The sequence below is a fragment of the Thalassotalea euphylliae genome (assembly GCF_003390375.1).
GTDB lineage: Bacteria > Pseudomonadota > Gammaproteobacteria > Enterobacterales > Alteromonadaceae > Thalassotalea_F > Thalassotalea_F euphylliae_A.
Genome location: NZ_QUOT01000001.1, coordinates 4,034,418 through 4,048,257, shown reverse-complemented (window position 1 = coordinate 4,048,257; position 13,840 = coordinate 4,034,418). Strand labels below are relative to the sequence as shown.

Sequence of the window (13,840 nt, the reverse complement as noted above, 5' to 3'; positions counted from 1 at the left end):
CTAACCTGTCGTTAACTGATATTTGCTTATTTAAGCCTAGTTACCAGTATTTTGTTATTTGAATTGCAAAGCAAGGTTTTCCTCACCTAGCAGTTGTTTCATTTCGTGCAATAACATGTCGGCGGGAGTTACCCGCCACTGCACGCCCAGTTCAAGCATCCCTTGCGCCTCTTGGCGTTTATAGAAAACTCGCACTGGGCAAGTACCGTCTTTATAAGGTGACAATACCTGCGTAAATTGTTCAATAAAATCCGCACCGATTTGACTGCTATCAACGTTAAGGTCAAGAGATTTAACGTGATTTTCTCTGGCGTCTGCGATCGTGATTATATCTCGGCCGGACATTGTATATCCACCAGAATAATCATCAAAGCTGACCTGTCCGCTACACACCAAAATTGCATCGTTAACCAGAAGGTCTTGAAACCTATCATAATCGTCTGGAAAGAGTCGCACATCAAGGCGCGCACTGCGATCATCAAGCGTGACTAACGCCCAGCGACGCCCACGTTTGTTAACTAGCACCCGAACGCCAATGACCAAGCCCACCAAGGTAGCAGACTTATCGCGCCCTGTCGGTTGAACGCCGACTAATCGGCTAGACGCATAATGTTTAATCTCAGCAAGGTAGCGATTAATGGGGTGGCCTGTTAGGTATAAGCCAAGCGTTTCTTTTTCCCCTTCCAGCCATTCTTGCTCTGGCCAATGGGGCACTTCTTTAAAGGTTTGGCGAGTATCTTCTGGCTGCTCGTTAATTAAGCCAAATAAATCATCTTGGCCTAATGCTTGTGCTTTGGCGTGTTGTTCTGCCGCCTTAATCGCCTCTGGCAAGGTTTCAAACATGGCTGCACGATGTGGCCCTAGCTTATCCATCGCACCAGATTTAATTAAGCGCTCTAATACGCGTTTATTGGTTTTCTTGATATCAACACGGGCACAAAAATCGAATAAATCGGCGAATGGCCCACCGGCTTCACGGGCTTCAATAATCGCCTCAATTGGCCCTTCACCAACCCCTTTAACCGCGCCAATGCCGTAAACAATTTCGTTATCGTCGTTGACGGTAAACTTATACTGACCTGAATTTACATCTGGTGGCAACAAGGTTAAATCCATATTGTTGCACTCATCCACTAAGGTCACGATTTTATCGGTGTTATCCATATCTGCCGACATTACCGCGGCCATAAACGGCTCAGGGTAATGGGCTTTCATCCATAATGTTTGGTATGAAACTAGCGCGTATGCGGCCGAGTGCGACTTGTTAAAACCGTAACCAGCGAATTTTTCTACCAAGTCGAAGATTTTCATCGCCAATTCACCATCGACGCCTTGGCCTTTCGCTCCTTCTTCGAACACGGCACGCTGTTTTGCCATTTCTTCCGGCTTTTTCTTACCCATGGCTCGGCGCAGCATATCCGCACCACCGAGCGTATAGCCAGCAAGCACCTGTGCAATTTGCATTACCTGCTCTTGGTAGAGAATAATGCCGTAGGTTGGCTCAAGCACAGGTTTTAGCCACTCGTGCTGCCAAGTTGCATCAGGGTAAGAAACTTCTTCACGGCCGTGTTTACGCTCGATAAAGTTATCTACCATGCCCGAATCGAGCGGCCCCGGTCTAAACAAGGCTACCAGTGCGATAATATCTTCAAAACAGTCAGGCTTTAGCTTTTCAATTAGCGCTTTCATACCCGACGATTCCAGCTGGAATACGGCGGTGGTTTGCGCTGCTAAAAGGACTTTAAAGGCGTCTTTGTCGTCGAGCGGTATGGCGGCGATATCAATGGGCTGACCATCGGTTTTGGCGATTTTTTCATTCGCCATATTAATCGCCCACTGCAAGATAGTCAGCGTTCGAAGACCAAGGAAGTCAAACTTAACCAGGCCTGCATCTTCAACATCGTTTTTATCGAATTGAGTAACCGGGTTTTTACCTTCATCGTCACAGTAAAGCGGCGCAAAATCTGTGATCGTCGTGGGCGAGATAACAACACCACCAGCGTGTTTACCCGCATTACGTGTCGTTCCTTCCAAGATACGACACATATCAATTAAATCTTTAACTTCCGAGTCTTGCTCATAAATTTCTGGCAGCTTAGGTTCAACGTCAAAGGCTTTTGCCAGTGTCATCCCAGGATCACCGGGAATTAACTTAGAAATGCGGTCAACAAAACCGTATGGGTGACCTAATACACGACCAACATCGCGTATTACCGCTTTTGCCGCCATGGTACCAAAGGTAATAATTTGCGATACCGCATCACGGCCATAAAGCTCGGCGGTATGATCGATTACCTCATCGCGGCGATCCATACAGAAATCGACATCGAAATCCGGCATTGAGATACGTTCTGGGTTAAGGAAGCGCTCGAATAGCAGGTCAAATTCTAGTGGGTCTAGGTCGGTAATTTTTAGCGCATAAGCCACAAGTGAACCAGCACCAGAGCCACGCCCTGGACCTACTGGAATATCGTTATCCTTACTCCACTGGATAAACTCCATAACGATCAAGAAGTAACCGGGGAAGCCCATATTATTGATAACGTCTAACTCGATTTTTAGACGCTCATCATAGGGTTGACGCTTTTCTGCAAAGTCCGGTGCGTCTTTATCAAATAAGAACTCTAAACGCTCTTGTAAGCCTTCTTCCGACACTTTGACAAGGAAGTCATCAATCTTCATCCCCTCGGTTGGGAAATCAGGCAGGAAGTATTCGCCAAGACGCACAGTGGCATTACAGCGTTTGGCAATTTCTACCGAGTTAGCAAGTGCTTCAGGAATGTCTGAAAACAGCTCACACATTTCTTCTTCAGAGCGTAGGTATTGCTGCGGCGAATAGCGTTTTGGACGACGCTTATCATCAAGAGTAAAACCGTCGTGAATCGCCACGCGGATTTCGTGAGCATCGAAATCTTCAGGGTTAAGAAATACCACTTCGTTAGTAGCGACCACAGGTAAGCCTTGCGCACTTGCCAGCTCAACGGCTAAATGCAGGTAGGTTTCTTCGTCTTGTCGGCCAGTGCGAATCAGCTCAAGATAGTATCTGTCGGCAAAATGGTTTTGATAAAAGCTGACCATTTCAGCAACCAGTGCTTGGTTACCTTTTAACAGTGCCTTACCAACATCCCCTTCACGACCACCAGAGAGCAAAATAATGCCTTCGGCATGCTCAACTAACCATTCCTTATCCAGTACCGCTTTACCTTGCACATGACCACGTAAATAGGCTTTTGAAATAAGCTCTGTCAGGTTTTTATAGCCAGTATTGTCAGATGCAATCACCACAAGGCGAAACAGTTCATCTTCCAACTCGTTGCTTTTTACCCAAAAGTCAGTACCAATAATTGGCTTAATACCGGCACCGTGACAGCCGTGATAAAACTTTACCAAACCACACAAGTTAGTCTGATCGCTAATGCCAATCGCGGGCATATTTAGCGATTCGGCCTTGCCAATAATCGGCTTCATTTTCGCTAAGCCGTCACTCATCGAAAAGTCACTGTGGACTCGTAAGTGAATAAATTTAGGATCGGTTTGTGTTACTGGCTCTGACATCTAGTTGGGCTTATCTTCTGTATTGCTTATACGAACGCTGAAATCAGCTACATTCTTTTTATTATTAATGTTTTATTTCAATGATTTACTAAAGAAAACTACTTGCTACCGTTAACAATTGCAGCAACTGGCTTAAAACTTTTACGATAACAGTCTAACACGCCAAGTTCAGCTATTTTTTCAAAGTGCGCTTTGGTTGGATAACCTTTGTGTTTGGCAAAGCCAAACTCAGGATGTTGCTTATCCAATTCAATCATATCGTTGTCGCGCTCAACCTTAGCGAGAATTGACGCGGCACTAATTTCAGCTACACGGGCATCACCTTTGACCACAGCCTGCGATGGAATACCTAACTCTGGACAGCGATTACCATCAATTAGCACATAATCTGGCGTCACATTTAAATCAGCAACTGCACGCTGCATCGCCAGCATAGTGGCATGCAAAATATTGATAGTGTCGATTTCTTCTGGTGTTGCACGGCCAATTGCCCAAGCAACGGCTTTTTCTTTGATCTCTTCAGCAAGCAGTGCACGCTTTTTCTCTGACAGTTTTTTCGAGTCCATTAACCCTTCAATCGGGTTATCCATATCTAAAATTACCGCGGCAGTAACCACATCACCGACTAATGGGCCTCGCCCGACTTCATCAACACCAGCGATACAGTAAGCAACGGGGTATTCAAACGGTGGTAATTCGGCTTTTTTACGAGTTGTCATAGTTAGACTTCTATTGAAAGTGTTGGGTTAACAAATAAGGGCGCTACTGCGCCCTTGGTAATATCTTTAATGCACTCAAACCTAAAAGGTTTATGCCTGCATCAATTCAAGCACAGCCTTTGCTGCTTGCTGACTGGCGTCTTGCTTGAGCGTTAAGTGAATATCGGTAAAGGCTTGGTTGAGAGACGATTGGTCTTGATACAGTCGCTCTTTTAGCAGTGGCACAATATTCTCAGGCGTTACATCATCTTGTAAAAGCTCTGGCACTAAGGCCTTGTCGGCAAGCAAGTTAGGCAGCGAGAAGTGTTTTAACTTCACCATGATCTTGCCCATTTGATAAGTCAGCCAATTAAAGCGATAAGTGATCACCATTGGTCGTTTAATTAATGCCGCTTCTAGTGTGACTGTCCCTGATGCAGTCAACAAACAATCACTAGCAGACATTACCGCTTGCGTCTTGCCAATAAACAGTTTGATTGGCAACTCTGGCGCTATTTCTTGGTGAAGCGCATTAAATTGCTCAGCACGCTTTTCTGAAATCATCGGCACAACAAAGGTTAATGCGGGATCTTCTGCCAATAATTGTTTGGCCGATAGTAAAAACGGTTCAACTAAACGCGATAGCTCGCCGCCACGGCTGCCCGGCATTAAGGCTAACACTTTGCCTGTTTGCTCAAGCCCAAGCTCTTCTCGTGCCGCTGCCTTGTCTGATACCAGCGGTATATCATCTGCTAAAGAATGACCGACAAACTGACATGGCACTTGGTATTTATCGTAGAAGGCTTTTTCAAACGGCAATAAAGCAAGTACCAAGTTAGTTGCTGCCTGCACTTTAAATACGCGCTTTTCACGCCATGCCCATACTGACGGGCTTACATAATGGACGGTTTTAATACCCGATGTTTTTAAACGCTGCTCAAGCGTTAGGTTAAAATCTGGCGCGTCTATACCAATAAATACATCTGGCTTGTTTTGGGTAAAATATTCGGTTAGCGACTTGCGAATATGCAGTAGACGACGAATACGACCAAGCACTTCAACAATGCCCATTACCGCCAATTCATCCATGGCATAAAGACTTTCAAAACCCAGCGCATTCATTTTCGGGCCACCAATACCGATAAATTTAGCATTCGGCTGCTTTTCAAGAATGGCCTTCATCAAACCTTCACCCAAGGTGTCACCTGAGTGCTCGCCAACGACGATGGCAATCACCGGAGCGTCGCTTTGAGATTTATTTTGGGATTGGCTTTGGGAGTTATTTTGAGGCTTTTTATTTGTATTGTGACCAGCTGGTTCACTGGTCACTTGAGAAGGTAAGGTCGACATTTGTAAGTGAAGAATTAACGAATAATGCCGCGCTGCGAGCTTTTAATAAACTCGGCAAAATCATTCACGGCTTCATGGTCTTTGGCTAATTCGTTAACACCCACTAGCGCGTCATCCACATTTAGCCCTTTACGGTACACTTCTTTGTAGGCGCGGCGAATAGCTAAAATCGTTTCTTTTGCAAAACCACGGCGCTTTAGGCCTTCCGAGTTTAAGCCAAACGGCGAAGCGCCATGGCCTGATGCCATCACGAAAGGCGGCACATCTTTTAGTACTAAGGAGTTCGCAGCAATGAAGCTGTGCGCACCTATGTGGCAGAACTGATGAACACCGACCATGCCACCTAAAATTGCCCAATCGCCAACATGTACATGGCCAGCAATAGAGGCGTTGTTCGCCATAATACAGTTGCTTCCAACCATGCAGTCGTGAGCCACATGGGTGTAGGCCATAAACAGGTTGTTACTGCCGATTTGTGTCAGGCTATTGTCCTGAATTGTGCCGCGATGGATGGTACAACACTCACGGAAAGTGTTGTTATCGCCAATAATCAGTTGAGTTGGCTCACCTGCGTATTTTAAATCTTGGCAATCTTCACCAATGGTCGCGAACTGATAAATTGTGTTGCCTTTACCAATGGTCGTTGGCCCTTTGATGACAACATTCGAGCGAATATCACAGTTATCGCCAATGACGACATCCTTGCCAACATACGTCCAAGGTCCAATGGATACGTTTTCACCTATTTGAGCACCCGGCTCGATAATCGCTTGTTCGTGGATCACAGATTATAACTCTCGTCTTGCACACATTAGGTCAGCACTACAAACGACTTTGCCGTCAACGCGTGCTTCACCGTAGAACTTCCACATGCCGCGGCGTTCTTTTAGAAATTCAACGTGCAGGTGCATGGTATCGCCCGGCACAACTGGCTTTTTAAATTTAGCGTTGTCAATCGATGCAAATAAGTACATCTCGCCGTCATTGCGGCCTTCAGTTGACTTAAAGCCTAGCACACCTGTTGCTTGTGCTAAGCTCTCTAAAATCATCACACCCGGAAAGATCGAATATCCTGGGAAGTGACCAGTAAAAACTGGCTCGTTGACAGTAACGTTTTTAATACCATGCAGCCATTTGCCTGGCTCGAAATCAACAACGCGGTCAATTAATAACATTGGGTAGCGATGTGGGATGAGTTTTTGGATCTCTTCCACATCAATTGTGTTTGGTTCTCTTTCCAACTTAACTTTCCTTTTGCTGCTCGTTAAGCGTTTTTTCTAATGAGGTAATTTTCTTGGCCATCACATCTAGCTTGCGCAATCGAGCATTCATTTTGTTCCAGTCTTTATTTGGCTGGGCAGGTATACCTGACGAATAGACACCGGATTCTTTAACCCCTTTGGTGACCATTGACATACCGGTAAATACAACATTGTCAGCAATTTCGATATGACCATTGATTGCCGCCATACCACCAATAGTACAGTTGTTGCCAATTTTAACACTTCCAGCCACCACTGTGCAGCCAGCAATTGCAGTATTTTTACCAATCACCACGTTATGGGCAATTTGCACTTGGTTATCAATGATACAACCGTCACCAATTATAGTGTCTTCTAGTGCGCCGCGATCGACTGTGGTGCTTGCACCAATTTCTACGCGATCGCCAATAATAACACGACCCAGTTGTGGTATTTTATGCCATTGGCCTTGGTGTGGTGCATAGCCAAAACCATCGGCACCAATCACTGTATTGGCTTGTATTAAACAATCACTACCAATCTGAACTTCATGGTAAACACTAATGTTCGACCACAGCTTAGTATTCGCGCCAATTTGGGCATGTTTACCAATGAAACATCCCGCGCCAATCATTGCCCCATCAGCGATTGAGGCGCCTGCTTCAATGACGGCATTAGCACCAATCGCCACACCTTCACCAATAACAGCGCTATCATCAATAACCGCAGTTGAATGAATATTGGTCGCTGATGCTGGAGTGTGGTCTAGCAGCTTAGCTGTTAATGCATAGCCCATGTAAGGGTTATCCATCACCAAGGCATTGGTTTGACATTGCTCAGCCATATCAGGCGTTACAATTACCGCGCAGGCTTGTGTGTCTTTCAGTTGGTTTTGGTATTTACTGTTTGCCAGGAAGGCAATTTGATCATTTTTTGCAGTCGCTAATGTAGCAAGACTGCTAACGGAAATGTTGCCATCTCCCTTAACAGTCGCGCCAATATGCTTTGCAATATCAGTTAGGGTATAACTCATTGCAATGTTCTTTTTCCGAATTGTCTGATACCAATCCACATAAATAAATGCTCACTCAGCTTGGGATAAAACGCTTTAATGCAAGGCGCATGTTTGCTCGACATAGTTATTCTATTTCAAAAACATGCAACAACGCAGTAAAGTGTTTTAGCCGAGCCCTTCGGGAGCTTTTCAGCGCCACAATTACTGCGCAAAACTTTCTTGATGTAGAATGACTATATCAGCAAAAGTTTTTCTTGTACTTGAACCGCTGAAATAGCTCTGAGTTGAGCATATTATTAAGCGGATTGGTATTTAGTTTAGCTTACTTACTTGCTCAACTACTTGTTCAGTAATGCTAGTTTCAGGCTTTGAGAAAACTACCGCTTTTTGCTCAATAACCATATCGTACTTTTCTTTCGCTGCAATGTTGTCGATTGCTTGACGAACTAAAGCGATAATTTTTGAAGTTTCTTCGTTTTGACGAACTTGCGTTTTTTGCTGAAAGTCTTTGCCTTTCGTTTGGTATTCTTGGAATTTAGTCGCAATTTCTTTATCAAGATCCGTCTTTTCTTTGTCAGTCATTAACGAAGAATCACGCTTTTTCTTTTCTTGAAAGTACTTAATGTCTTTTTCCAATTGCGCAAGTACAGCTTTTTCGTCTTTAAATTCAGTTTCTAACTTTTGCATTACAGCAGCAGTTTGAGGAATCTTTGTCATTACTTCTTGGAAGTTAACAACGGCAATTTTTTGTGCCATAGCAGAGCCAGCTAACAACATGCTTGATGCTGCTGTGGTTAGTGCCAATGTTTTCATTAACTTTTTCAACGTTTTCTCCTAAATATGAATACTTATTATAATCTCAGCAAACTCAGCTGCTGGTTAGAATGTTTGACCAATGTTAAAGCTGAAGAAACTTGTATCATCCCCATCTTCTTTTTTCAATGCTTTGGCAAAGCTAAAAATCATTGGTCCCATTGGCGATAACCATTGTACAGATAAACCAGCCGAACTACGGTAACGGCCAATATCTGAATAATCATCAATCTTGATAAATTCGTTCGGGTCGAGGTCGCGGTAGTCATCAACATCAAACTCGGTATCCCAGACATTACCAACATCAACGAATAAGCTGCTTCGTACACTGTTCGAGAAGCCTTCGTCAACAAACGGTAATGGGAATACTAGCTCCACACCACCAATGGCAAGAGCGTTACCACCTACTGAATTTCGTGAAATATCAATAATGTCATGGTCTGGGCCTAAACAACAGGCGCCACCATTACCAACAGGGTCCGGTGTACCGCCAATTGCGGTTGGACGCCTAAAGATCGCACGTGGGCCAACAACGTTGTTTTCAAAGCCACGTAGCGTGTCTGAACCACCTGCTCTGAAGTTTTCCCAGAATGGTAAAATTTGGTCATTACCATTGATGGTATCGTAACCGTTCGCGTAACCCGCTTCAAAGCGTGTTAAGACCGTCCATTTTTGATCACGAGTTAACGGGAAGTACCACTTCGTTTTTAAATTTAACTTAAAGAAGTTAACGTCTGAATTCGGCGTTGTTATTTTCGCAGAAAAGCTTTGTTGTGAACCCGCCGTTGGGAAAGTACCACGGTTAAGGGTTGAACGTGAAATACCGGCTGATAAATCAAAGGTTTCAAACGTTAATCTCGCGTCCGGATCATCCGGATCTGAGTATAATTCGTAGAAGCGTTGAATTTGCTCATAGGTTTGTAAACGCGTAATACCGTTACTCTTGTAACCTAAGCCAAAGTTAACGCGTACATATTCGTTGATTGGGAAACCAAGGTTTACGCCAACACCATAGGTTTTGTTTTCGTATTCAACTAAGTTTGCACTACCTGCATCGAACTCGTTGTAGTACAAAGAGCCACCAAGTGAAATACCGTCAACAGTGAAGTATGGATCTGTGTATGACACGCTCACCGCACGTGAGTAACTTACCGTATTAATATTAAATGCTAATCGGTTACCCGTTCCTAAGAAGTTATTTTGCTGAACACCCGCATTTAAACTTAAGTTAGTTTGCGAGCCATAGCCAATACCCGCGGTAAATGAGCCTGAAGGTTGCTCTTTTACATCAAAGTCAACGTTTACCATATCTTCTTCACCCGGTAGCTGGGTGGTTTCAAATTCAACAGTTTCCATGTAAGGCAAGCGTGATAAACGCGCTTTTGAGCCTTCTACCAAACTGTTTGATAACCATGCACCTTCCATTTGACGAAGCTCGCGACGCAATACGCGATCGGCAGTCACATGGTTACCTTTAAAGTTGATGCGGTTTACGTAAATACGCTTACCAGGGTCAACTGAAATCGACAGCTTAACGGTTTTATCGTCATCATTGATTTCTGGAATGGTGGTGACTTTAGGGTAAGCGTAACCGAATCGGCCTAAGAAACGGCTAATAGTTTCTTCAGTGTAAGTAACTTCTGCGCCGTTATATAACTTGCCAGCTTTTAACGGGTTAATCGCGCGAATCGTTTGCTCAAACCCCGCCATGTCACCGATAAAGTCAACTTCGCTAACCGTGTACTTTTCACCTTCGGTGACGTTCAGGGCAATATAAACTTGCTCTTTATTTGGCGTCATCGACACTTGAGTCGAATCGACTTTAAAGCGCAAGTAACCGCGATCTAAATAGAAACTTTCAATGGTTTCCATGTCCCCTTGCAGGGTTTGCTTTTGATAGCGGTCTTGCGCCAAGAAGTCCCACCATGGCGAGTCATAAGTTAGCTCAATGTTCTTAAGCACTTCCTCGTCTGTAAAGACTTCATTACCCACTAAGTTAATCTGTTCAATCGCAGCGGCGTCGCCTTCTTCAAAAACAAACTTTAAGTTAACTCGATTGCGCGGTAGGTGAGTAACTTCAGCCTTAACATTAGCGTTGTACTTACCAACACTGTGGTAGAAGTCTTCCAAACCCATCTCGATGCCTGAAATAACTGTACGGTCAAGCGTTTCACCTACGCGAATATTACTGTCGTCTAGACTTTGCGTAAGTTGCTCGTCTTTAAGGTCACTATTGCCTTCAAAGGTGATCTCACTAATAGTTTCACGCTCTTGAACGCTATAAATAACGCGATTGCCGTCTTTAAACACCTGAATGTTGTTAAAGTGGCCGGATTTATACAAAGCTTTTATCGATTGTGATACGCGGAATTCGTTTAGGGTGTCGCCAACATTAAATGGAATATGCGTTAATGCTGCGCCTAACGCGACACGCTGTAGCCCTCTGATTTGGATATCTTCAACTTGGAAGTCATCTGAAGCTTGTACAGACGTGCCTAAGGTGCCTAATAGAACCGCTAAGGCAATTTTTTTAATCATCATAAGTGTAACTTTGTTTACTTCTTTTTATTAAAGCCGCGATATATCGTTAAAGATGGCGATGCTCATTAAGGTGAGTAACGCAAGTGCCCCGAATCGAAATCCCAACTCTTGAATTTTTTCTGGTACAGGCTTTCCTGTTAAAAGCTCTATAAGGTAATAAAGTAAATGGCCGCCATCAAGTACTGGTAACGGTAAAAGGTTAATTATTCCTAAATTAATGCTAATTAACGCTAAAAAGCCCAAAAAATAAACGAATCCATAGCCAGCACTATTTCCTGCGCCTTGTGCGATGGAAATTGGCCCACTTAAGTTCTTCACTGACACATCACCAGTGATTAACTTGCCAATCATTTCGAAACTTAAGACCACTAAATTCCATGTACGTTCCATACTTTCAGGAAAACTTCCCAAAACGCCGTGAGCAATGGTGATTCTATGCCCCTCTGGCCAAGGATCTAACTTAGGTGAAATTCCAAGATAACCGACTAATTTACCATTGACTTCACGAGCATCTGGAACAACCGTTAGTGCTACTTGCTGACCGTTACGTAACAGAGTCAAGGCAACCTCTTGTTTGGCTAAGGCTTTTATCTCAGTCGCAAAAAATCGCCAGTCATTATTGATGGTCTCACCATTAATTGACAACAGTGTATCACCTATTTGTAAACCAACTCTCGCAGCGGCACTTCCCTCTCCAATCGCCGCTATCTCGGTATGGACTTTAGGAGAAAATGGCACAATGCCTAAGCTTGCTAATGACGAGGTTTTCTCTGGTGCAAATTGCCAGTCAGAGGTGTCTAGCGTGAACTCTTTGGCATAAACGCTGTCTGGTTGTCTCGCTTTAATGGCAATGGACGATTGGCCAATCTCGCCCACCAACGCCATATTAATATCTTGCCAATCTTTCACAGACTTGCCTGCGACCTCAACGATTTCGCCGTTAACGGGCAGCTTGGCTTGTGCCGCAATCGAATTAGGCGTTAACTCGCCAATGTAAGGTTTTACACTGGGCACACCAATTAAAAACATTAAATAGAAAGCAACAATGGCAAAAGCGAAGTTGGCTAGCGGGCCGGCAGCAATGATTGCGATGCGCTGATAGACAGATTTATTGTTAAAGGCAAGATGAGCTTTTTCTGGTGGTACATCGTTAACTCGCTCGTCGAGCATTTTAACGTAACCACCGAGTGGAATAAGCGCTACGACAAACTCAGTACCGTGTTTGTCCGTTCGTCGCCAAATTGGTTTGCCAAAACCAACCGAAAAGCGATCTACTTGCACCCCACATTTTCGTGCTACCCAAAAATGACCGTACTCGTGCACAGTCACTAAGATGCCAAGAGCAACAACAAAAGAGGCTAGATTCCAAATCACATCAAACATTTGCTCAACCTCACTCGCTTTCCATTAATTTTGCTAGTTGATCTTTAGCATATACGCGCACATTTGCGTCTAACGAAATAACGTCATCAATCGTAGTCACTTGTTGTGAGACAAATTGCTGCACCGATAATTCATTAATACGGAAAATGTCGGTAAATTTGATTTGGTAATTTAAGAAGGCTTCAACTGCAATTTCATTAGCAGCATTAAGCGCGGTACAAGCCGCTTGGCCTTGGGAGCAGGCATCTATCGCTAGCTTTAAATTTGGGTAGCGCTCAAAATCAACCGCTTCAAACTCAAATGGTTTGGTATTGAAAAAATCAAGCGGTTCAACGCCTGCATCAATACGCTCTGGGTATGCCATGGCATGAGCAATTGGCGTACGCATATCTGGATTACCCATTTGCGCGATCACTGAGCCATCTTTGTATTGCACCATTGAATGAATGGTACTTTGCGGGTGCAGTACCACCTGAATTTGCGACGGTTCAACATTGAATAACCACTTCGCTTCAATAAACTCCAAGCCTTTATTCATCATAGTGGCAGAGTCTACCGAGATTTTCTTACCCATGTCCCAATTCGGGTGAGCTACCGCTTGCTCTGGTGTTACATCCGCTAACTCACTAACGGGCTTAGTGCGAAACGGTCCACCAGAGCCCGTAAGTAAAATTTTGCTAATACCATTATCGGCTAGTTGGCATTCGCCCGGCCTGTGCTGTTCAAACTCTGGTAAACACTGGAATATCGCATTGTGCTCGCTATCTATAGGTAGTAGCTTTGCGCCTGACGCTTTCACCGCGTCGATAAAGATTTGGCCGGAAGTGACTAACGATTCTTTATTTGCCAGCAATACTCGCTTACCTGTTTTAACGGCAGATAGCGTTGGCATTAAGCCAGATGAACCAACAATTGCTGCCATGACCGTATCAACCTGGTCACTGCTCGCGATATCACACAAGGCTTGTTCACCATAGCTGACGTCAATATTGGCTATACCATTTTCAACTAATAACGTTGACAGTTTTGTCGCCGTTTCTTGGCAGCCCATCACCACATATTGTGGTTTAAACTCAATACACTGCGCTAACATATTCTCAACGCGAGAGTTTGCTGACATTGAAATGACAGTAAAACGTTCAGGGTGGCGCCTAACAATATCTAAGGTGCTTTCACCAATAGAACCCGTCGAACCTAAAATACAAAGTTGATGTTGCTGCATACTAATCACAAATAAACACTGA

Annotated in this window: 10 protein-coding genes; all 10 read right to left on the bottom strand. The window is 44.2% G+C overall.

Features of this window, described 5'->3' with window-relative positions:
- Window positions 1-54: 54 nt before the first annotated feature.
- Window positions 55-3,555: a DNA polymerase III subunit alpha gene (gene dnaE, locus DXX94_RS17740; protein ID WP_116017941.1), complete on the bottom strand. Its 3,501-nt coding sequence runs from the start codon at window positions 3,553-3,555 to the stop codon at window positions 55-57.
- 98 nt (window positions 3,556-3,653) lie between these two features.
- Complete coding sequence (gene rnhB, locus DXX94_RS17735) at window positions 3,654-4,274, bottom strand: ribonuclease HII (RefSeq protein ID WP_116017939.1); 621 nt, start codon at window positions 4,272-4,274, stop codon at window positions 3,654-3,656.
- Between the two features lie 90 nt (window positions 4,275-4,364).
- Window positions 4,365-5,603 (bottom strand): lipid-A-disaccharide synthase, encoded by a 1,239-nt coding sequence (gene lpxB, locus DXX94_RS17730; protein WP_116017937.1) that lies wholly within the window; start codon window positions 5,601-5,603, stop codon window positions 4,365-4,367.
- 14 nt (window positions 5,604-5,617) lie between these two features.
- The gene (gene lpxA, locus DXX94_RS17725; RefSeq protein ID WP_116017935.1) at window positions 5,618-6,388 is read right to left on the bottom strand and encodes an acyl-ACP--UDP-N-acetylglucosamine O-acyltransferase; all 771 of its coding nucleotides are present in this window, start codon (window positions 6,386-6,388) and stop codon (window positions 5,618-5,620) included.
- 3 nt (window positions 6,389-6,391) lie between these two features.
- Entirely contained in the window at window positions 6,392-6,844 is a 453-nt protein-coding gene (gene fabZ, locus DXX94_RS17720; protein WP_116000787.1) for a 3-hydroxyacyl-ACP dehydratase FabZ, read from the bottom strand.
- A 1-nt stretch (window position 6,845) separates the two neighbouring features.
- Window positions 6,846-7,883: a UDP-3-O-(3-hydroxymyristoyl)glucosamine N-acyltransferase gene (lpxD, locus tag DXX94_RS17715; protein WP_116018631.1), complete on the bottom strand. Its 1,038-nt coding sequence runs from the start codon at window positions 7,881-7,883 to the stop codon at window positions 6,846-6,848.
- A gap of 288 nt (window positions 7,884-8,171) precedes the next feature.
- Window positions 8,172-8,684: an OmpH family outer membrane protein gene (locus tag DXX94_RS17710; protein WP_116000789.1), complete on the bottom strand. Its 513-nt coding sequence runs from the start codon at window positions 8,682-8,684 to the stop codon at window positions 8,172-8,174.
- 54 nt (window positions 8,685-8,738) lie between these two features.
- The gene (gene bamA / locus DXX94_RS17705; RefSeq protein WP_116017933.1) at window positions 8,739-11,213 is read right to left on the bottom strand and encodes an outer membrane protein assembly factor BamA; all 2,475 of its coding nucleotides are present in this window, start codon (window positions 11,211-11,213) and stop codon (window positions 8,739-8,741) included.
- A gap of 27 nt (window positions 11,214-11,240) precedes the next feature.
- Entirely contained in the window at window positions 11,241-12,596 is a 1,356-nt protein-coding gene (gene rseP, locus DXX94_RS17700; RefSeq protein WP_116017931.1) for a sigma E protease regulator RseP, read from the bottom strand.
- Between the two features lie 10 nt (window positions 12,597-12,606).
- Window positions 12,607-13,818: a 1-deoxy-D-xylulose-5-phosphate reductoisomerase gene (gene ispC / locus DXX94_RS17695; RefSeq protein ID WP_116017929.1), complete on the bottom strand. Its 1,212-nt coding sequence runs from the start codon at window positions 13,816-13,818 to the stop codon at window positions 12,607-12,609.
- Between the last annotated feature and the right edge of the window lie 22 nt (window positions 13,819-13,840).